Genomic DNA, 20,210 nt, shown 5'->3' on the forward strand with positions numbered 1-20,210 from the left:
CTCGAAATCGGGCAGGGAGGCTTGTTGCCGTGTCGTTTCGTCTCGCAATCGTTGCGGCCTGCCTGCTGGCAACAGCCGCGCCTGCATCAGCCGATTTCCTCTGGGGCATCAATGGCCATCCAATAGTCTCCTATCCGGGCATTCCGGTGGAAAGGCAACTCGACTTCATCAAGGATCTCGGCCTGAAATCGTACCGCGTCAACGTTTCAGGCGTGGACAACGCGGATATGCTCTCCAACCTCGTCGACGCCGGGAAGGCGAGAGGGATCGAGATCCTGCCCGTCATCACGCCTGCGGTCGCCGATCTGGACAAGGATAGTCCGGAAGAGCTCTACGCGAGCACCCGGAAACTGGCGGTCACCCTTGCTACCAGGTTCAAGGACGACATCCGTGTTTGGGAACTCGGCAACGAGATGGAAAACTATGCCATCATCAAGCCCTGTGAGAAACGCGACGATGGTTCGCAATATCCATGTGCATGGGGACCTGCGGGCGGAACAGGACCGCTCGATTACTACGGCCCGCGATGGGTAAAGGTGAGCGCTGTCTTGAAGGGCCTGTCCGACGGCATGACAGAGGTCGATCCGAGCATAAGGAAGGCGATGGGCACCGCCGGTTGGGGCCACACCGGAGCGTTCGTGCGGATGAAGCAGGACGGTATCGCCTGGGATATTTCTGTGTGGCACATGTACGGCGATGACCCGGAATGGGCGTTCCGTGAAATCTCGAGATACGGCAAGCCGATCTGGGTCACCGAATTCAACAATCCTTATGGAAGTCAGCGCAGCGAGCGCCAGCAGGCTGACGGCATCAAGCAGACGATGACGCGGCTTAGCGAACTCAAGGACAAATATAAGGTGGAGGCCGCGCACATCTACGAACTGCTCGATGAGGCCTACTGGGCCCCCGGCTTCGAAGCCAATATGGGATTGGTGAGGCTCGTGGCTCTCTCAGATGGCAAATGGCGGACCGGCGAGCCTAAGCCTGCCTACAAGACGGTACGGGACTTCACCCGCGGCCCCCTGCCGATACCCAAGCCCCATCGGGACTGCGACCCCGAGGCCGCGGCTGCGGACCAGTCCCTACCGGCGCGGCAGGCAAGTTTCGTCTACTGCCTCATTCTTGGCCGCAAGGGCGACACGGCCAGCGTCAATCAGTGGTCGGCGGCACTTGAAGACGGAGCGACCAAACTCCCCGACATGATCATGGAAATGATGCGCTCGCACGAATTCGAAACCAGATATGCCACGATCGGCCTGACAGACCGCGCCTATGTCGGGTTTCTATATCTGTTGCTTCTGAACCGGTCCGCGGACGGCAACGGGCTTGAAACCTATACCTATCAACTGCGTCAAGGCTCAATGACGCGTGAGGCCGTGGCCTTCGGAATCGCCACGTCGGCGGAGTTCAACACCGGACACGCCGCGATGCGCGAAACATCCGCGGTCGCGGGGCCTGGGTGAAATCGAACCAACAAGCGCTGATTGAGTCTCGGATCGGGAATGCTGATACCGAGGCCGATGGAAGCATCAGCGACGGTGATCAGAAGAAAATCCTCCGAAAGGATTAGGCTCGGACCACCCGAAAGGTTCACTGGCGGCAAAGGCTTCGTCCAACAGGGCATCCTGATCGCCTATTGGCATTCTCCCTCACTGTTTTCAGCCCAAGTAGCCTTGTGGCGATCACTATCGGCTTGAGAGGTGCGCGATGAAAGTCATGGTAACCGGCCATCAAGGCTATATCGGCTCGGTGATGGTGCCGATGCTGCTGCGTGCAGGGCACTCAGTGACGGGCTATGACAGCGATCTCTACCGGCGCTGCACCTTTACAGCAGGGGGCCAGCGGGCTTCAATTGCTTCAATCCAAAAAGACGTCAGGGACGTAGATGCGCGCGACCTCGAAGGGGTCGATGCCGTCATCCACCTGGCGGCTCTTTCCAATGACCCGCTGTCCGACCTTGATCCGGACATCACTTACGAAATCAACCACAAGGGCAGCGTTCGCTTCGCGAAGGCGGCCAAGGACGCCGGCGTGTCGCGCTTCCTGTTCGCCTCATCATGCAGCAATTACGGACAGGCCGGCGACGGGATGGTGGACGAAACGGGCGAACTGAAGCCGGTCACGCCCTACGGCTGGTCCAAGGTGCTTTCGGAACGGGACATTTCTGAACTGGCCGACAGCAGCTTCTCTCCCACCTATTTCCGTCCCGCCACGGCCTATGGCCTCTCTCCCCGGCTCCGCTTCGACATCGTGCTGAACAATCTCGTGGCCTGGGCGGTCACCAAGGGCGTCATCCTGCTGAAATCCGATGGAACGCCGTGGCGGCCGATCGTCCATATCGAGGACATTTCCAGGGCGTTCATTGCCGGGCTGGAAGCGCCCCGGGAGACCATTCACAACGAGGCCTTCAATGTGGGGCAGACGGACCACAACTACAGGATCCGCGACATCGCCGAGATTGTCGCCGAGGTCGTGCCGGGCTGCCGGCTTGAGTTCGCGTCCGATGCCGGACCCGACAAGCGCTCCTATCGCGTTAACTTCGACAAGATCGCGCTTGCCCTTCCTGCCTTCAAGCCGCAATGGGATGCGCGCAAAGGGGCCGAGCAGCTCTATCATGCCTACCGAAAGTCGAATGTCACTCTCGACGAATTCGAGGGGCCGCGCTTCCAGCGTATCGGCCACATCCGGTATCTTTTGGCCAACGGACTTCTGGACGGTCGGATGCGGGTCGCCGAAGCCTCGAAAAGACTGGAGGTAGCGGCGGGATAAGCGGTGTGGAACAGGTGAATCCCGGCGGACTCGGCTCGCCGCCAGCGTCCGTCAGCCTCGGCCAGGAAATCTATGCCTTGGCCGAACGTCTGTTTCCGATCTGCAGGAGCATCACCGGAGATGGTGTGCGACAAACGCTGGACGTCTTGTCGGGGCACATCGATTTGGAACGGCATGAAGTGCCGACCGGGACGCAGGTTTTCGATTGGACCATTCCCAAGGAATGGAACATCCGCTCGGCAAGCATCACAGGCCCGGACGGACAAACGGTCGTGGATTTCGCTGACTCCAACCTGCACATCGTCAACTACAGCGTACCCTTCAAGGGGATACTGCCGCTCGAAGAATTGAGGCCGCATATCCATACGCTGCCGGAACAACCGAAGGTGATTCCCTACCGCACTTCCTATTACACCCCGACATGGGGCTTCTGCGCAGCCCATGACCGTGTGGCCAACATGCCCGACGGTCTCTATCGGGTGGAGATCGATGCCGAATTCAAAGACGGCAGCCTCGCCTACGGAGAATACCTGCACCGCGGGCAAACAGAACGGGAATTCCTGCTTTCGGCGCACATTTGCCATCCCTCACTCGCCAACGACAACTGTTCGGGCCTGGCCCTGCTGGCAGCGCTCGCAAGAAGCCTGAAGGCAAGGGAAACACGATACAGCTATCGCTTCCTGTTCGCCCCGGGCACCATCGGCGCGCTCGCGTGGCTGTCGCGCAACGAGGACCGGACATGTCTCATCGACCATGGTCTGGTGCTGTCATGCGTTGGTGACGCAGGAAGCCCGGCATACAAGCGCAGCCGCCGCGGTGACGCGCTCGTCGATCGCGCCATGGCACACGTGCTCGGGCGTCTAGCTGGGGCAAAGATGCTGGATTTCTCCCCTTACGGTTATGACGAGAGGCAATATTGCTCGCCGGGCTTCGATCTTCCGGTCGGCATGTTCCAGCGGAGCGTCCACGGCACATTCCCCGAATACCACACGTCGGCCGACAATCTTGACTTCATCAGGCCGGAGCATCTCGAGGATTCCTTCCGCATCCTGACGGACGTAATCGACATCATCGAAGAGGACTGGACGCCGTTGAACCTCTTGCCTAAAGGCGAACCGCAACTCGGCAAGCGCGGCCTCTATGCAGCCCTGGGAGGGCAGAAGTCGTCGGGCGCAACGTCGATGTCGCTGCTTTGGGTGCTAAACCTTGCCGACGGGCAGCATTCGCTTCTGAGCATGGCGGAGCGTTCGAACCTGCCGTTCAAGGAACTCGCCGCCGCCGCCAGACTGTTATCGGGACATGGTCTTTTGGCAGCAGCCTCATGAGGCCGAGGCGCCGGTTCGCCGTCTGACAAGGGGCCAGGACTTGTCCCTTTCCGACATTGCTGTCGGCATCAAGGGCCAGCGGATCGAAAAGGCCGGGTCATTGTAGAGGACGCCCGTCGACGCGTGGGGCGCATAGAACTGCGATATGAGATAAGAGACCTCGGTGCCGTCCGTAAGGGTCTGCAGGCCGTGCGCGAATCCGGCGGGGATATAGACCTGCTTCATGTTCTCGGATGTCAGCTCGAAGCCAAGCCACTTGTAGCGTGTCGGTGAATTCGGGCGCAGGTCCACGACGACATCAAAAATAGCGCCGCGGACACAGGAGACCAGCTTGACCTCGGCGTAAGGCTCCTCTTGGTAGTGTAGCCCCCTGAGAGTTCCCTTTTGGACCGAACAGGACCGGCTGTGCTGGACAAATCGGGTCGCCAGACCGCAATCCGCCATCTCCTTTTCGCAGAAAAGACGGGTGAAAAAACCACGGTCGTCAACCATCAGTGTAGGCTCGATCAGCCAGACACCTTGAAGCTCCGTTTCGGTAAACAGCATGCACTTGGATCCCCCGTGCCGAGCAAGACCGGCGCGGCAATTGTCAGCGTCGCCAGCCGACGCTGGAAGGGCTACCTAAGCCTTAGGTGGCCTCTTCGATAGCGGTATATCCGGATGACGGCTTTACCCGTTCGGCGGGCCTCGCGCCGGCATTGCCGCCGCCCGCTCGCTATTAGGATTAAGGCACCCGACGGATTGGCAAATCGAACCAGGGGGGGCTGTATCCTAACCTGTGGCCATCTGCCTGCGGAGGCGCGGCAGGCATCGGTTCTGCGTAGCGCACCGCGTCTCCGTTTTCTAACCAGCAGACAGGAGCAGGGGGAATGAACATTCAGGCAGTCGAAATCGTCCGCGATCATAGTGCGGCAAGCCGGAATGTCGGCTGCAGGCTCTGCGGGTCGCGCCTGCGCCACACCCTGGTCGATCTTGGCATGTCGCCGCCGTGCGAGAGGTTCCTGCAGCCCGACCAGCTCGACCAGATGGAACCTTACTACCCGCTCAACGTGCTTGTCTGCGACACGTGCTATCTGGTGCAGCTCAAGGAGTATATGAGCCCAGAGACCATCTTCAGCGAATACGCCTACTTCTCTTCGTTCTCGACCAGCTGGGTGGCTCATTCGAAACTTTATTGCGAGACGATCACACGACGCCTTGGGCTTGGCCCTGACAGCCTTGCGGTGGAACTCGCAAGTAATGACGGTTACTTGCTGCAGCATTTTCTGCCACTCGGCGTTCCTGTGTTGGGCGTCGAGCCGGCAGCCAATGTCGCGCGCGCCGCGATCGAGAAGGGGGTGGCCACCTGGGTCGACTTCTTCGGCGTCCGGCTGGCAAATCAAATGGTGGGCGAAGGACTTCGCGCGGACCTCATCATTGGCAACAACGTCCTGGCGCAGGTGCCAGACCTCAACGACTTCGTCGCCGGGGTGGCGATCCTGCTCAAACCGGAGGGCATGGTCACTCTCGAATTCCCACACATCGAGCGGCTGATGGCGGAGAACCAGTTCGACACCATCTACCACGAGCATTTTTCGTATTTCTCACTGTTGACGGTCGACCTGATGGCGGCCCGTCACGGGCTGCGGCTGATCGATGTCGAGGAACTTCCCACCCACGGTGGGTCGCTGCGGGTCTATCTCTGCCACGAAGGCAGTGCCTGGCCGAGGAAGGACAGCATCGCCCAATTGCTCGAGCGCGAAACCAGGCATGGGCTTGGAGAGATGTCGACCTACGCCTCTTTCGGCTACAAGGCGCAGCGCGCGAAGCGTGATCTCTTGGCATTCCTGATTTCGGCCAAGGAAGAGGGCAAGACGATTTGCGGTTACGGCGCGCCTGGCAAGGGAAACACGCTGCTGAACTACTGCGCCATCGGCACCGACTTCCTGGATTTCACAGTGGACCGCAACCCGTACAAGCACGGGCGTTATACACCTGGAATGCACATCCCGATCAAGCCCGTCGACGAAATCGACGAGGCTAAGCCAGACTACATCCTCATCCTTCCGTGGAATCTGAAGGACGAGATCATTCAGCAGATGCGCCATGTCGCCGCTTGGAACGCGAAATTCGTAGTGCCGATTCCTTTCGTGACCGTAATCGATCCGTCGGAGTACGAGAAATGAAAGTCATTCTTTTCTGTGGCGGTCGCGGGACCCGCATTCGCGACTATTCCGAAAGCATCCCAAAGCCGATGATACCGCTCGGCCACCAGCCGATCCTGCGCCATGTCATGCAATGGTACAGTGACTATGGGCATGACGAGTTCGTGTTGTGTCTGGGCTACAAGGCCAACGTGATCAAAGACTTTTTCTTGAACACCCGGCCGCAAACGTTTTCCGATTGCGTGGTTACGCGAGGAGGCCAGGACGTCAAGCTCCTCGGCGACACAATCAAGGACTGGAGCATCACTCTGCTCGATACCGGTATTTGGCGCAGCATTGGAGAGCGCCTGTGGGCTGCGCAGGATCACGTCAGGAACGAGAAGATGTTCCTGGCCAACTATTCCGACGGCCTGACCGATGTCGACTTGGACGACATGATCAGAAAATTCGAGGCCAGCGGCAAGATCGGCTGCTTTCTGGCAGTGCACGCGCCGCTGACTTACCATTTGGCCGACATCGCGGAAGATGGCCGCGTGCGCGAGTTTCGTGCGGCCGAGACATCGGAGATCTGGATCAATGGCGGCTACTTTATATTCCGTCCGGAAATTTTCAACTACATGCGCGACGGCGAGGAACTCGTTGTCGAGCCGTTCAAGCGTCTGATCGATGACAACATGCTGATGGCGTACAAGCACGAGGGTTTCTGGCGTTCAATGGACACGCTGCGCGATTGGCAATCACTCGAAGACATGGTCGAAAAGGGCGACATGCCCTGGAGTATGATAGCCACCGCCGAGAAGAATAGGCGTAGTATGGGGTTGGCCGCATCATGAAGGGGCTTGGTCTCGCGCGTGGCGGCGAGGAACTCTCGATTCTGTGCGTCGGGGCCCATTCCGACGACATTGAGATCGGCGCGGGAGGCACAATCCTCAGTCTGATCGCGTCGGAGGTCAAACTTCACGTCTACTGGTGCGTCTTAAGCGCCGGCGGCCAGCGGTCGGCCGAAGCCAGGGCTTCGGCCGAAGCCTTCCTCGAAGGATCCCATTCGTCCACGATCGACGTTGCGGATTTTGAAGACGGCTATTTCCCAGTTCACAGCCGATCGATAAAGCATTGGCTGATGGACGTAAGATCAAGGGTTCATCCCGACGTGATATTAACCCATGCCAGGTTCGACGCCCATCAGGACCATAGGGAGGTCAACCAACTGACCTTGAACGTTTTCCGCGATCACCTTGTGCTCGAATACGAGATTCCGAAATGGGACGGCGATCTTTGCCAACCCAATGCGTATGTGCCGATTGCAGCCCACGTGCTGGAACGCAAGATCCAACTCCTTCACGAGCACTTCGGGACACAGCGCTCAAAGGACTGGTTCGATCGGGAGACATTCGCCGGGCTTGCGCGGTTGCGTGGAATGGAATGCCGGGCACCCGAGCACTTTGCGGAGGCCTTCACGCTTAGGAAGGTCAAAATATTGTAGCGATAGCCCTCTGGGGTCGCTGTCGCAAGGATTGGTCCCCCAGGACGGCACGACCAGTTCCACGAGAGAGCAGCAACCTGGTCCTCGCCATTGACGAAGTGTCACTTCCGGCTGGTTGCTGGACAGTGAGGCAGGAGTGCTTTGGACGCCTCGCAATGGTTAGTCTTTAGGAACAGGACATATGGGAGCTGGCTATATGCGGGGCGTCCACCACGGGTGTCCAGCGGGACGGAGGTCCCTCAATTGTGCAGCAATCATCCCCCAGATCAGACGCTACGCGAGAGCAAAACGGCCCGCACGATTTAACCAAAGTTAGCGTCTCATTTGCTTCGTCACTCCACAGCCAGAGATCCTTCGGCGAAGAGATCGTTGACCTTGTAAGCGACTTCCGTCCGGTTGGTCGCCTTAAGCTTTTTCATGATGTTGCGGATGTGCACCTTCACGGTGCTTTCTCTCAGGTTCAGCTCATAGGCGATGATCTTGTTCGCCTTGCCGCGTCGGAGCGCCTGGGCGACCTCAGCCTGTCTGAGCGTGAACATGCCTGTCAAAGGTGTTTCAAGGCTGCCTGAATCTATCAGGTGCCGCATGGACAGGACACTACTTGCAGGAACGAAAATGCCTCCTGCCACCGCAAGATTGATCGCCTCGACACAGACGTCGATCCCGACAGAGGTCGGAATGTAGCCACGTGCGCCACATTCGAGAGCCGCCAGTATCTGTGCAAGGTCTTCTGTGTCGGCCAAGATCACCACAGGCACCGACCTGAACTCGGACGAAATGCGCCTGATCTGATCCGCTATGCCATGGTCGGTGACTTTCCGGCCGCCCAGGTTGAAAAGAATGGCTGCAAGGATCATCCCCTCTTTCACGCGCCATTCGTCTATCGAACCCTTGGCCTCGACGGCCATGCCGAGTTCGTGGTCTTCCAAGGCCGATGCCAGACATTCGCGATCTAGCGCCCTTCCGTCCAAGATGAGGAGGCATTCTCTGCCTACTTGTTCATGGACCGTTGCTTTTCCGCCGGACGGAATTCCTGCCGGCTCTACCGAAGTGTATTTATGCAGTTCTACTGTGGAACTCATACTCTTACCCACCCTTTTCCCAACAAAATCCGCCCTGAGGCGGCAATTAGCCCCTCACTCGTCAGTTTCTTCAGAAAGTATAGTAATGCCCACCCGTTCTGAGAGCCTGGCTGGAATTGTCCAACCTGGTGCACCCGCTGTTCCTCATTCCCAGCCAGAACAGCGTGAGTAGCTTATGGGCTATTCACAAGCGGGCGCTAACATAAGTTAATTTTCGGTAAATTTTTGAGCCACGAAATCCCGACGCCTACCGGGAAACGCGAAGCCAGGGCGGCCGCGCCGCGCTTGTGCCGACACAGATACGCGTTGCGAAGGCTCGGGCTGAGGTGGCCACCTGAGGACCATCCTCCGTCAGCAAACACATATCCAGAACGGATCCGGCATTCTGGATCTCGGCTTCCAGCGCGTCGATCAGTCTTTCGACGGCTTTGCTGGCAATATGGCTGTCAGGGTACTTGGCTTTCACAGTGGCGCACTCGTAGATTTCCTTGAATTGCCTGACCCTGCTTGGGTCCGAACATGCGATATACATCCTGGGTGTCATATCGCCTCTCCTCCTTATGGTGGATTCTAGACAACCCGCCCGTTGCCAGCCTTCGGTCCGTCACGCGCATTTCTTAGTGCCGACATAGATGCGGCCATTCAGCCCAGGATCGCATTTTGCGCCGGCCACTGCCTTCACCATCAAGGGCAAGGGCGATGGAGACGAGCGCGTCCGCTACCTCCCTTCGCGGGTGAAGGCTACCCCCTTTGACTCTCTTGCGGGGGATACTCACCTGCCGAAAGATTGGCCATCGGACAGCTTGCTGTATCCGCTCACCGGGAACTCGATCGGCATGCAGGTGTCTTTGCCGGGACTGCTAGTATGCGCGGCTATTTTGCTTGTTGCGTACTATTCAAGGGGAATGCTGATCATAGGCTTGATCGCTTCCCAGGCTTTCGGTGCGACGGCCGTGATGACCCTGAGCTTTCTGGGTGGCTCATCCCCCTTGATCTACACCTTATTCGCGGGCCTGCTCGTCACGGCCGTCGCCGCGAGACGGCGTATCTGGTTTGATCTTGGATTCGTGTTCGGAAGCATCGGGTCGATCTGGGTCCTTACAAGCCTTATGCTTTACGCAATCATCGGATCATGGCTGTTTCCGAGGTTCTTTGCGGGACAGACGACCGTATTCGTGCAGTCCAAGAACCGTGGAACAGTCGTAGAAGATTCATTGGCGCCCGTTTCAGCCAACATTTCGCAGACGGGCTACTTTATTCTTGGTGGCCTCGCCGCGATAGCACTTTGCGCCCTGCTGCTGCACTCCAACCGGATCGATCAAATCAGGCGCGGCTTCTTTTTGTGGTGCGGCCTGCACGCGGGAATGGGGCTGATCGATTTCATTGGCAAGACCGCGGGGGCGGGAGACTTTCTGGCCCCGATCAGAACCGCCAACTACGCGATTATATCGAACGCGGTCGAGGCAGGCTTTGTGCGGATCACCGGGCCTTTTTCGGAGGCCTCTTCGTTCGCCAGCGTTTCTCTCGCCTGCCTGGCATTCTGCTACAGCTACTGGAGAAAGACCAAATCACCGCTTGCGAAATGGCTGGCCGGAATCCTGCTCTTCTTGTCCATTCTGTCGACTTCATCGACGGCTTACGTCGGGCTGACACTGCTATGCATCCCCGTTGCGTTGTCCATGCTACAGTCGGTCATCAGGGGAAAAGTTGCGCGCGAAGAGATACTGATAATAGCTCTCATGGTGGTGGGCGGGACCGCCGTACTGGGCATTAGTCTTTACAAAGCCGAGGCGTTGGACCCGTTCGTCAGACTGATCAACAGCACCATCATTAACAAAGCGGATTCCGGGTCAGGCCATGAGCGCACTTATTGGAATGTAAAGAGCCTGCAGTCGTTTCTCGATACGAGCGGACTGGGCGTTGGTTTCGGCAGTTCAAGGGCATCGAGTTGGCCGATCGCTGTCCTGTCGCAGTTGGGTCTGTTTGGATCGCTGATGATAGTGGCCCTGCTCTATGTCGTGACCAGAGGCCTGGGCGCGGTTCGGGAATGGGTGGATGCAGAGACAGATGCAATCGTGACGAGCGTCAGGAATGCTGCCCTTGCAAGCATAATTGCAATGTCGGTGTCGGGTGGCAGCGCTGATCCAGGCATCCTCTTCTTCATCGCACTTGCAGTTGTTTGCGCCACGAGAGCCCGTGCTCGGCGCGGCGTAGCCGCCTTGGAACGAAGCGTTCCGGCGCCGGGCCACGCCACCGTCAACGTCCTGTAATCCAGTTCCGCCGAATTGGCTTCGCGGTGGCAAAGGTTCCTGGCGATGTGCCAGGCCCCCGTCCTGTGCAATATCGGCAGCGAAGTCGAATAAGGGACGGTCGTCGCGATCGAGCGTGCGACAGTACCGCGGCGGTCGCTTGCGAACGAGTAGAAGGGCTGCCGGCAATGTGCATTCGAAGCTTGCGTGGCTGTATCGAGGAGGTGCAGCAGCATCGTGCGGCCTTCTCCGCTTACGTGGTCTCGGGGTATAAAAGTGATCAGAAGCCGCTGCCGTAAGTCAAGTGCGGCCAGGACAGCTGCACAAAGCTTGCTGCATCCCGACGGAGCCAACTAGGTCCAGGGCTATCGGGAATTTGTCAAAAGACTTTTATGCTGCAATCGATATTTGCTTCCATAACGGGCCGACGACTTTCGTCAGAAACAGTCACCGAAAGGTTGCTTTGTAACCCGCCCTGAACTTCGTCCTGTGCCATGGCGACCAGCATTTTAACCGCGTCTACCCGGGCCTCGAGCGCACCAACGTAGTGGGTGCCCTCTGTATCGGGAGAATGGGATTTGCCGTCCCGGATATCGAAAAAAAACAGCGGCATTTTTGCGCCCGTGCTTAAAGCTGTGCGTTCGTCAGAGCAGAAGACTTGCTTCTTGCTCACGGCTGCTTAAGGCATTCCCCTGGGGGATTCTAGCAACCGCAGATGGTCAATGGGACGCGACTGTGGAGAACTCGAATGGCGGCGATCACAAAATATTACAAGGTTTATTAACGCCAGGAAACGCTCCTTATGGGTGGTCCTGGGAGTCGCAATCCAGCCTACGTTGGAACGCGGCACGGTCGTCGATCAGATCGCGGCATCACGACATTCAGCGGTATTATCGGATCTTTGCGGGCATCAGGGCTTGCAGGGCACCGCGGAAATAGCCCGACAACGATGCTCGCCGGCTTTCCATGTCGTGAAAGGGATCAACCAAACTGATAGATAGGCCGGAAGAACGGTTCCGGTAAGCTACCGCCTCGACAACCGCATTTGTGTCGTTCGGAGTGTCCTGTCTTGTCGCTGAATTTCGTTGACGAAGCCCGGCCCAACACGTTCGAGTTTGAAACCTCGGCGCTGATAAAGGCGTCCGGGTTTAGGGAATATGATGCGCGCTGGTGGTTTGGCCAGGTCGCGCCCGAACTTAACCTGATCGGCGTCCAGGCGCTCGGAATGGGGCTTGGCACGCTGATCCGCCGTGTCGGTGCCGGTCCCGATATCGTCACCGGGCACGATTTCCGCTCCTATTCGCTTGGCATCAAGCTGGCGCTGGTGTCCGGTTTGATGGCTGCAGGCGCTCGGGTGAGGGACATCGGACTGGCGTTGTCGCCGATGGCCTATTTCGCCCAGTTCGCACTGGACGTGCCTTCGGTCGCTATGGTCACCGCCTCGCATAACGAGAATGGCTGGACCGGCGTCAAGATGGGTGCGGCGCGGCCGCTGACTTTCGGGCCGGAAGAGATGAGCGCGCTGAAGCAGATTGTACTGGCCGGCGATTTCGATCTCGTCGGCGGCGGCTCCTACGATTTCGTTCGCGATTTTCGCGCTACTTATCTCGACGATCTGACCGAGGACAAGCGCATCACCCGAAAGCTGAAAGTGGTCGCCGCCTGCGGCAACGGCACCGCCGGCGCCTTCGCGCCGCAGGCGCTGCAGCGCATCGGCTGCGAGGTCATCCCGCTCGATGTCGAACTCGACCACACCTTTCCGCGCTACAATCCCAATCCCGAGGATATGCAGATGCTGCATGCCATCAGGGACAAGGTGCTTGAGACTGGAGCCGATGTCGGCCTTGGCTTCGACGGTGACGGCGACCGCTGCGGCGTCGTCGACAATGAGGGCAATGAGATTTTTGCCGACAAGGTCGGTGTGATGCTGGCGCGCGATATCTCCAGCCAGCATCCGGGCTCGACCTTCGTCGTCGACGTCAAGTCGACCGGCCTGTTCAACACAGACAGCGTGCTGCGCGCCAACAGCGCCGTCACTGACTACTGGAAGACCGGCCACTCCTACATCAAGCGCCGCGTCGCCGAGCTTGGCGCCGTCGCCGGTTTCGAAAAGTCGGGCCATTTCTTCTTCAACCCGCCAGTCGGGCGGGGTTATGACGATGGGCTGGTCACCGCCATCGCCATCTGCCAGATGCTGGACCGCAGCCCCGGCAGTTCGATGGCCGATCTCTACCGCGCGCTGCCGCTGACCTTCGGCACGCCGACCATGTCGTCGCACTGCGCGGACGATGTGAAGTATGGCGTTGTCGAGCGGGTGGTTGCCGACTTTCAGGCCATGAAGCGGGATGGAACGGTTTTTGCGGGCCAGAAGATCGCCGACCTCATCACCGTCAACGGTGCGCGCGTTGTCGCCGAGGACGGCACCTGGGGACTGGTGCGCGCCTCGTCGAACAAGCCGGAACTGGTCGTGGTCGTCGAAAGCCCGGTGTCGTCGCAGCGTCGACGGGAGATGTTCGAGGCTGTCGACACCGTGCTGCGCCGCAGCCCCGAGGTGGGCGCCTACAACCAGACATTCTGAGTATCCCTTAGGCCGCCGGCTGACAGCCGCACGTCTGCCTGATCGATCACACCCCAACGCGCGCGCTGTTGGAGCTCGCGGCGTCAAAAGTACCGTTGTGGGTCACCTGCGCTTCGCCCAGTAATTGCAGGACCCATCCCGGCGTCCGAGTGAACCTTGGTGGCCGCTGGGATACGCATCATGATCGGAGACGCGAACAGGTGCAAACTTCCCCTGTCGGTGATGAGACCCAAGGATCAGTCGCTTGACCTGTCCTGGTTGTGGCGCGCTCTTCTCGTCAACAGGCGGATGCCATCTTCATCCATGATGAGCTGAGTGCGATACCCGTCGAATTTGATCTCGTGAATCCAGTCGCCCCGCTCGGGCGGGTGTCGACAAGCTCCGGCTCAATAGGTGGGATGAACTTCAAACGCATGAACTGCCTCGCAAGACTGCGATTCAATATAGCGTGCGCTAAAATGGTTCCGGACCATTTTAGACGAATTGAATGTTTGATAGCCATGGCGAATCCGACCTTGGACCACCAATCCCCGGCAAGCTGCACGGTGGCGAGCCAGCCCACGAGACGACAATTTCCATACCTGCCCGATTTGCGGTCAGCAGGTCGACATGCGCGACCTGCGCCGTCATTTGGCACGAACGGCCGAGGCACAGACCGCTGCTGCTGTTGGTTGATCAGGCGAGAATGCCGCTCGAACGGGGCGGCGTTTCGTTGCCCCGGACCCCTCCGACTGCCTCTTCTCAAAAGCTGTTCCATTGCGCGGAGCAAAGTCACGATTCAGAAGGGAGTCTCGCGTGGCATCGGTCGTGCGGCAACGCGAAATCCATCGACCTTCATTCAAATGTTCTGTTGAAAAAAAACCCGACCCGCCAGCACTAAACCAGGACGGGCCGTCTTGTTGATGCGATCACTCTTGGCCCAGAGGTCCTTCCGCGAAGAGATCGTTCACCTTGTAGGCGACCTCCGTGCGGTTGGTCGCCTTCAATTTCTTCATGATGTTTCGGATGTGAACCTTCACAGTGCTTTCGCGAAGGTTCAGTTCGTGGGCGATGATCTTGTTCGCCTTGCCGCGTCGCAGTGCCTGGGCGACCTCTGCCTGCCTGAGCGTGAACATGCCCGTCAAGGGCCGGGCGTCGCAGTTGCCTGATTTTATCAGGTGCCGCATGGAAAGGACACTACTGGCCGGAACGAAGATGCCTCCGGCTGCAGCCAAGTTGATCGCCTCGACACACACATCGATCCCGACCGAAGTCGGAATGTAGCCGCGTGCGCCGCATTCGAGAGCCGTCAGCACCTGTGCAAGATCTTCGGTGTCGGCCAGGATGACCACCGGAACGGTCTTGAACTCGGACGAAATATGCCTGATTTCTTCTGCAATGCCCTGATCGGTGACCTTCCGGCCGCCGAGGTTGAAGAGTATGGTTGAAAGGGGAGAAGCCGAACCCTTCCTTATGCGCCATTCCTCGATCGAACCCATGGCGACGACCACCATGCCCAATTCATGATCCTCAAGCGCCGAAGCGAGACACTCGCGGTCCAAGGCCCTCCCGTCCAGCATGAGAAGGTATTGCTTACCTGCTTCTTGGTGGAGATTTTCTGTGCCGCTGGACGGAACTCTTGATCGATTTGACGAACCGTAACTGTGCAGTCCTGCTGTAGAAACCATACCGATACTCACCCTTCCCCAACGAAGGTACCTGTGGCGCCCGATAAGTGCCCTTTCTTAGAATTGGAAGTTTTTGGTACCCGACCCATTTTCCACGCTCAAGGCTGATTGCGAACCTCAAGCAACGTGGCTGCTGACATGTAGAGCAGCCTCGGGAGTGTAGGAGCTATTTATTAGCATTCTCTAACATAAGTTAATTTTTTCGGTAAATTTTTACGTTGAGAAGACGGGACTCCAAACCGGTTTGACCCGCGCGAGCGGCCCGAACTAAGGCGCATGCCCGTGCCGCACCAGGCTATAGATATCCTCGGTTACCGCGCACTGTGTTGGTTGCACGCGCTCTTGCGATTAATTCGGCGGGTCTCATGCGATAGGCGGTGGTTGGGTTTGCTCGCACCTCCTGACAACGCTGCATCATACCTCCAAAAGCTTCGTTGACGATGTATACACCACGCTGAACACTGGATTGCCGGCGTCTGCTCGAGCTTACGCTGCCTGTCTGCGAACAAATGCGGAGACAGGATAGGGGAGCCACCGCCGCCCAACACCCCATGGCTCCCCTATCGCTCCGCATGGCGACCCACTTCCGAAATTTGATTTTTGAACGGCAAGCACGATCCGCCTGCAGGGCATGGCTGACGTCGGCAGATGAAGCGGTTCATCGTGAGCCTTCGCCAGACAACGTCCGGGTCTCAGGCGGTCCCCAGGGGGTTTGCTTCGCATAGCTGCTGAAAATCCAGAACCGTCCCGTCAGTCTGGATCTCGGCTTCGAATGCCTCGATCAGCCGTTTGGCGGCTTTGCTGGCAATGTGCGAATCGGGGTAAGTTGCCTCCACAACGCGCGCGCGCTCGTAGACTTCCCTGAATTGCCTGACCTGCTTGGGACCGAATACGCGATGTACAACCTGAGTGGTCATACCGCTTCTCCTCCTGGTGGCGGAACTTGAATTAACCTGCCCGTTGTCAAGCGCGCGCATGATTTCATCATCGGCACAGGATTACAACTGAAAGCCCAACAAGCCTGCGCCGGTATTGTAAGATACCAATTTCCTTGGTCGAGGCGTTCTTTAGTAGCGTTCGCTCGATTGCGAGTTAGCCGTTTGCAGGAGGCAAGGTCGCATGGTGAAGATTGCCAGAACCGCTGACCAGCCTTCGTGACGCCTTGCTCGAAACAAAAAAGCCAGGAGGCTTTTGCCTACTCATCCCGATGCCGCCCAGGGACTACGCGAAGCTGGCGTCGTCATTGGCCATTCGGTGCTGATCGTGGTTGACATCGACCGGGAAGGAGATCTCAGCGGTTACGGCATCGCTCGCCCCCTGTCGCAAGCAATCCTCATAATGATGGGTGGTTGCTGGGCTACAGAGGGGGCCCGTATCCTTCAGAAAAGAGGGGCGAGCAACGATTTCGGGTCGGGGGCGCCGGTCACCCGTAGCACGAGGCCCATGGTTGCTACTCGATGCTCAGGCCTGCCACACGATTCATTTATGATCTTTCAAGGGGAACCAAGAGTGCTTGGGCAGAGCGATATCCAATCGGCTGGGGGCTCAACGAAGACCGGACGAAGCGACTGGCACTGTAGGTCGCGGATTTACGATTTTGGTAATCGATGGAGGCCATCAGAGGGAAGGGGAGGCGGTGTTGGTCATCGAACGACACTACATCGCACCGGGCAAGTCGATGTGTTGAAAGCTTCGGCCCGCCTGCGTCGGCGCAACAACGGAGGCTCGGTCGAAATGGGAAATAACCCATCCGCGCATCCCGTTGATACGCAATGCAATCATACCGTCAAAAGGGCTAACTCCGAAATGCGGTGGGGAGAACCCGCCACCTTAATCATAATGGAGGAGCCGACACTATCGACATGGCTGTGGTATTTTGTCTGCCGGGTCACGTAAAGGAGCGGTGAGTGGAACAGGTCACGACTTGCTGGGCCAGTCAGCTGGCGGAAGGACGCCTCAATGGTTTCGTGCCAATCCAACAACAGCGCTCAACGATGGCTGGACTTGAATCCGAGCGCGCCGAGAGGCATGCCAAGGCTTGTGGGTTGAGACGGCTTCGGTCCTACGCCCAGTGGCTCGTGCCAGATGATCTGGCCGTGTTCATTGAAGAGATCGATTGTTCCGCAGTCTTCGGGCGTGACGGCAAGTTGCTGGGGAAGAGGCATCCATGGTCTCGGACGGACTAAGGGCTAACGCCGCACAAGCGGCCGAATTTCTGGAGGTGCTGGGCAATGCGCGGCGGCTGCACATTTTGAGCTTGCTGCTCGACTATGAATTGCCGGATCGCAAAATTCGCGAACGGCTTAATATTAGCCGGACAGCCTCGTGGCACCACCTAGCCAAGCTCCGGGAAGTTGGGCTCGTAAAAATCCGCCGGGACGGCCGGAATGTATATTTTTCCTCTGAAAATCGAGCGGTACGCGATCTGCTTTGCAATTGGAATGTCGTGGTTGCTGTCCAGCAGTCTGGGCAAGCGGTTCCGCCCGGTGGCGGTGCCTTGGCGGTGACATGCCAGGATCTTGTGCACTCGGCCCCCGGTCTGGAAAAGCGAGTTTGTCAAAGCGCCAGCGAGTCCCGGAGCGACGAGTGATTATCCCCAGGAATCTCGGTTAGACACCGTTGGATCGAGAAGATCACCCGCGCGATTGTTGCCACCCGCGGGTTTTCTCTGCGGCGTCAGCCCCCGGATCGCGAAACGGCTGACGCATACCCTGTGGATTGGCGAATGCCGCCGACTATGGTCGCGCTATCGACGCGCCCGATTGAACCTCGGTACTCCGACTTGCGCTATAAACACTCGGTATCCTGCTACTGCCTCAAGCCGGCATTGAATCAATCCTGTGGTCAGTCAGTTGCCAGCGGGTAGGTCAGGTGCGGTGCCACCGCTTTAAAATATAGACAGGTTTCTTCGCGTGGAGCCCCATCCATGATCTGTGGGCCGTTGCACGTTGTAAAGTTCCTCAATAGAGACAAAGCCAATCAAATGGGAAACTCGAAATATGCAGAATGACGCTGAAGCACCGCAGGTCCAGTTGTTGCAGCTCACCGCCGACATAGTGGCGGCATATGTCCAGAAGAACGCCATTCCGGCGGCCGGTCTTCCCGAATTGATCGCCAGCGTCAATTCTGCCTTGTCGGGATTGGGTCAGCCGGTGGAAGCGACGCCGCCCGCGCTTGTTCCGGCAGTCAATCCAAAAAAGTCCGTGTTTCCCGATTACATCATCAGCCTGGAGGACGGACGCAAGTTCAAGTCTATGAAGCGCCACCTTGGGTTGCTGGGAATGACACCCGACGAGTACAGAGCCAGGTGGGGGCTCGCCAAGGACTATCCCATGGTTGCACCGAGCTACGCGGCCCAGCGGTCAGCCCTCGCGAAATCCAGCGGACTCGGCCGCAAGCCAACTGCAAAAACGCCGTTGAGGAAAACACCAGCGAATCGGAAAGCTAAGGCCTAACAACAGGTGTCTATCAAAGGCGGCGGGGCAACCTGGATCACAAGGCAAGCATCACAATATCGCTCGGCTCCAAATATCGGCCTGGATAACAAATACCGTCCTCTGTTGAAAGCGACCGTGAGCCATCATCAGCTCTGACGAATGGCTGCAACCGATGGATGGTGAGACCACCGGACACTCATTGGGAGACCCCAGGGCGCAGCGTCCAATCTCATATGGTGCGGGGATGGCGGTAGGCTGCGGCGGCTGATCGGCCTCGCAGCTGTTCAGAGACAGGAAACTGCTCCATCCTTTTACCAGTTGCTCCGTTACGGCCGCAGCAATCTAGTGCGTGGTGCCTCCGCGCTCGGCATGTAGACAAGTTCTTCACCTGGAGACGCATTCATGATCGGCGGGCGTGTTGCCGTCTCTCTTGGTACTTTCGATTTGTGCAAACAATCCATAATTACGATAAGACGTTTCACTATCTCCGTTTCGAGGTCCAATGTCTGAAGTGGACTGGCTGAGCCATCTCCTGCAAATCATCACCGTGACCGGCCAGCTCGAGGTCCGCTGCGCCTATGGTGCACCGTGGCGCGTTGCCTGGAACAAGGCTGCCGCGAACGAAATTCCCTACCACGTCATAGTCAAGGGCCGGGCCATTCTCGAGGATCCGAAGACGAGAGCGGCGCGGGAGCTGCTGAGCGGAGATATTGTGCTGCTGCCTCACGGCGCGGCGCATGTACTGCACGACGGTAGCGGGCAAACACCAATTCCTACCCAGCAACGCCGGGGGTCAGCCGGATGGATGCTGAGCGAGAATGATGGCGAGGGCGAGCAACTGGATCTGCTGTGTGGGCGATTTTTTATCGCGCCACCCCATGATCGACTGATCCGCAACTACCTGCCCGCCAACCTGGTGACACGCGCTGTGGACAGCCATGGGGAAGACGGCATGGGGTCCGCATCCAACCAACTTGCCGGTCTTGTCGGGCTGATGCGGATGGAGTCCTCCGGTGACAGGGCGGGAGGGCGCGCCATTCTCAACGCGCTTTCCTCGGCGCTTTTCACACTGGTACTGCGCGCGGCGAGCCAATCCGGGAAAGCCCCCGAAGGCTTGTTGGCCCTGGCTGGCCATCCGCGGCTGGCACCAGCAATTGCGGCAATGTTCGCCGATGCGGCACGGCCTTGGAAACTGCCCGATCTGGCCGATTTGTGCGGGATGTCGCGCGCTACGTTCATGCGCCAGTTTCAGGACAAGCTGGGTCGCTCCGCCCTCGATTTTTTGACTGATCTGCGCATGAGCCTGGCCGCCAACGAGTTGAAGAAGCCAGCCATCAGCGCCGAGGCCGTGGCCGAGACCGTCGGGTATCAATCCGTTTCGGCATTCCGGCATGTCTTCGCCGAAAGGATGGGGATGACGCCGGGGGAGTGGCGGCGACTGGCGCACAAGGGCGAGTAACGCACACGGTCTGGGAT

At 58.4% G+C, this 20,210-nt stretch carries 16 protein-coding genes and 1 pseudogene; 11 read left to right on the plus strand and 6 right to left on the minus strand.

The window, feature by feature from the left end; all coding sequences use genetic code 11:
- The 3 genes from EN932_RS09190 to EN932_RS09200 form a co-directional block, all read left to right on the plus strand.
- A partial coding sequence (locus EN932_RS09190) for a DUF4214 domain-containing protein (protein WP_348630204.1) occupies window positions 1-1,463 on the plus strand: 1,463 nt, incomplete at its 5' end.
- A gap of 244 nt (window positions 1,464-1,707) precedes the next feature.
- On the plus strand, window positions 1,708-2,769 hold the full coding sequence (locus EN932_RS09195) for an NAD(P)-dependent oxidoreductase (RefSeq protein ID WP_024505406.1): 1,062 nt from the start codon (window positions 1,708-1,710) through the stop codon (window positions 2,767-2,769).
- A gap of 14 nt (window positions 2,770-2,783) precedes the next feature.
- Window positions 2,784-4,094, plus strand: coding sequence for a DUF4910 domain-containing protein (locus EN932_RS09200; RefSeq protein ID WP_064994814.1), 1,311 nt, complete (start codon window positions 2,784-2,786; stop codon window positions 4,092-4,094).
- On the opposite strand, the gene rfbC is transcribed toward EN932_RS09200, so the two are convergent.
- The gene (gene rfbC, locus EN932_RS09205; protein WP_024505404.1) at window positions 4,089-4,640 is read right to left on the minus strand and encodes a dTDP-4-dehydrorhamnose 3,5-epimerase; all 552 of its coding nucleotides are present in this window, start codon (window positions 4,638-4,640) and stop codon (window positions 4,089-4,091) included. The genes EN932_RS09200 and rfbC overlap by 6 nt on opposite strands.
- A 323-nt stretch (window positions 4,641-4,963) precedes the next feature.
- Here rfbC and EN932_RS09210 point away from each other — a divergent pair, with 323 nt between their 5' ends.
- Genes EN932_RS09210 through EN932_RS09220 form a run of 3 tightly spaced genes read left to right on the plus strand, consistent with a single transcriptional unit; the run spans window position 4,964 to window position 7,721 of the window.
- Window positions 4,964-6,259, plus strand: a complete 1,296-nt coding sequence (locus tag EN932_RS09210) for a class I SAM-dependent methyltransferase (RefSeq protein ID WP_063170846.1) — start codon at window positions 4,964-4,966, stop codon at window positions 6,257-6,259.
- Entirely contained in the window at window positions 6,256-7,071 is an 816-nt protein-coding gene (locus tag EN932_RS09215; RefSeq protein WP_063170845.1) for a sugar phosphate nucleotidyltransferase, read from the plus strand. Before EN932_RS09210 ends, EN932_RS09215 begins: the two co-directional genes overlap by 4 nt.
- Entirely contained in the window at window positions 7,068-7,721 is a 654-nt protein-coding gene (locus tag EN932_RS09220; RefSeq protein WP_128338337.1) for a PIG-L deacetylase family protein, read from the plus strand. The genes EN932_RS09215 and EN932_RS09220 overlap by 4 nt, the downstream gene beginning before the upstream one ends.
- A 332-nt stretch (window positions 7,722-8,053) precedes the next feature.
- Here EN932_RS09220 and EN932_RS09225 read toward each other — a convergent pair whose 3' ends face one another.
- Window positions 8,054-8,752: a response regulator transcription factor gene (locus EN932_RS09225; protein ID WP_244507031.1), complete on the minus strand. Its 699-nt coding sequence runs from the start codon at window positions 8,750-8,752 to the stop codon at window positions 8,054-8,056.
- A gap of 683 nt (window positions 8,753-9,435) precedes the next feature.
- On the opposite strand from EN932_RS09225, the gene EN932_RS09230 reads away from it, so the two are divergent.
- Window positions 9,436-11,073: a hypothetical protein gene (locus tag EN932_RS09230; protein ID WP_245483265.1), complete on the plus strand. Its 1,638-nt coding sequence runs from the start codon at window positions 9,436-9,438 to the stop codon at window positions 11,071-11,073.
- Between the two features lie 358 nt (window positions 11,074-11,431).
- Here EN932_RS09230 and EN932_RS09235 read toward each other — a convergent pair whose 3' ends face one another.
- Window positions 11,432-11,725 (minus strand): hypothetical protein, encoded by a 294-nt coding sequence (locus tag EN932_RS09235; RefSeq protein ID WP_127218776.1) that lies wholly within the window; start codon window positions 11,723-11,725, stop codon window positions 11,432-11,434.
- 396 nt (window positions 11,726-12,121) lie between these two features.
- Here EN932_RS09235 and EN932_RS09240 point away from each other — a divergent pair, with 396 nt between their 5' ends.
- Window positions 12,122-13,630, plus strand: a complete 1,509-nt coding sequence (locus EN932_RS09240; RefSeq protein WP_128368794.1) for a phosphomannomutase/phosphoglucomutase — start codon at window positions 12,122-12,124, stop codon at window positions 13,628-13,630.
- A 272-nt stretch (window positions 13,631-13,902) separates the two neighbouring features.
- Here EN932_RS09240 and EN932_RS38785 read toward each other — a convergent pair.
- The 3 genes and pseudogenes from EN932_RS38785 to EN932_RS09260 all read right to left on the minus strand — a co-directional run.
- Window positions 13,903-14,045: pseudogene (locus tag EN932_RS38785) on the minus strand (ATP-dependent DNA ligase); the annotation flags it as partial.
- 493 nt (window positions 14,046-14,538) lie between these two features.
- Window positions 14,539-15,189 (minus strand): response regulator transcription factor, encoded by a 651-nt coding sequence (locus EN932_RS09255; protein WP_245322253.1) that lies wholly within the window; start codon window positions 15,187-15,189, stop codon window positions 14,539-14,541.
- 800 nt (window positions 15,190-15,989) lie between these two features.
- A complete protein-coding gene (locus EN932_RS09260; protein WP_024505842.1) occupies window positions 15,990-16,214 on the minus strand; it encodes a hypothetical protein in 225 nt (74 codons plus the stop codon).
- A gap of 1,250 nt (window positions 16,215-17,464) precedes the next feature.
- On the opposite strand from EN932_RS09260, the gene EN932_RS09265 reads away from it, so the two are divergent.
- The 3 genes from EN932_RS09265 to EN932_RS09275 all read left to right on the plus strand — a co-directional run bounded on the left by EN932_RS09265 (window position 17,465) and on the right by EN932_RS09275 (window position 20,193).
- Entirely contained in the window at window positions 17,465-17,887 is a 423-nt protein-coding gene (locus EN932_RS09265; protein ID WP_128338419.1) for a metalloregulator ArsR/SmtB family transcription factor, read from the plus strand.
- Between the two features lie 409 nt (window positions 17,888-18,296).
- Window positions 18,297-18,752, plus strand: coding sequence for a MucR family transcriptional regulator (locus EN932_RS09270; protein ID WP_063170838.1), 456 nt, complete (start codon window positions 18,297-18,299; stop codon window positions 18,750-18,752).
- Between the two features lie 484 nt (window positions 18,753-19,236).
- Window positions 19,237-20,193: an AraC family transcriptional regulator gene (locus EN932_RS09275; protein WP_063174055.1), complete on the plus strand. Its 957-nt coding sequence runs from the start codon at window positions 19,237-19,239 to the stop codon at window positions 20,191-20,193.
- Window positions 20,194-20,210: the final 17 nt, after the last annotated feature.

Origin of the sequence: Mesorhizobium sp. M7A.F.Ca.US.002.01.1.1 (assembly GCF_004022955.1) — a bacterium.
Classification (GTDB): domain Bacteria; phylum Pseudomonadota; class Alphaproteobacteria; order Rhizobiales; family Rhizobiaceae; genus Mesorhizobium; species Mesorhizobium ciceri.

What these genes read in the sequence shown, in the direction of transcription:
- EN932_RS09230 (WP_245483265.1), top strand. Translation starts at nt 9,436, where the DNA reads ATGCGGCCATTCAGCCCAGGATCGCATTTTGCGCCGGCCACTGCCTTC.
- EN932_RS09260 (WP_024505842.1), bottom strand. Translation starts at nt 16,214, where the DNA reads ATGACCACTCAGGTTGTACATCGCGTATTCGGTCCCAAGCAGGTCAGG.
- EN932_RS09265 (WP_128338419.1), top strand. Translation starts at nt 17,465, where the DNA reads ATGGTCTCGGACGGACTAAGGGCTAACGCCGCACAAGCGGCCGAATTT.
- EN932_RS09195 (WP_024505406.1), top strand. Translation starts at nt 1,708, where the DNA reads ATGAAAGTCATGGTAACCGGCCATCAAGGCTATATCGGCTCGGTGATG.
- EN932_RS09220 (WP_128338337.1), top strand. Translation starts at nt 7,068, where the DNA reads ATGAAGGGGCTTGGTCTCGCGCGTGGCGGCGAGGAACTCTCGATTCTG.
- EN932_RS09215 (WP_063170845.1), top strand. Translation starts at nt 6,256, where the DNA reads ATGAAAGTCATTCTTTTCTGTGGCGGTCGCGGGACCCGCATTCGCGAC.
- EN932_RS09270 (WP_063170838.1), top strand. Translation starts at nt 18,297, where the DNA reads ATGCAGAATGACGCTGAAGCACCGCAGGTCCAGTTGTTGCAGCTCACC.
- EN932_RS09255 (WP_245322253.1), bottom strand. Translation starts at nt 15,189, where the DNA reads ATGCTGGACGGGAGGGCCTTGGACCGCGAGTGTCTCGCTTCGGCGCTT.
- rfbC (WP_024505404.1), bottom strand. Translation starts at nt 4,640, where the DNA reads ATGCTGTTTACCGAAACGGAGCTTCAAGGTGTCTGGCTGATCGAGCCT.
- EN932_RS09275 (WP_063174055.1), top strand. Translation starts at nt 19,237, where the DNA reads ATGTCTGAAGTGGACTGGCTGAGCCATCTCCTGCAAATCATCACCGTG.
- EN932_RS09210 (WP_063170846.1), top strand. Translation starts at nt 4,964, where the DNA reads ATGAACATTCAGGCAGTCGAAATCGTCCGCGATCATAGTGCGGCAAGC.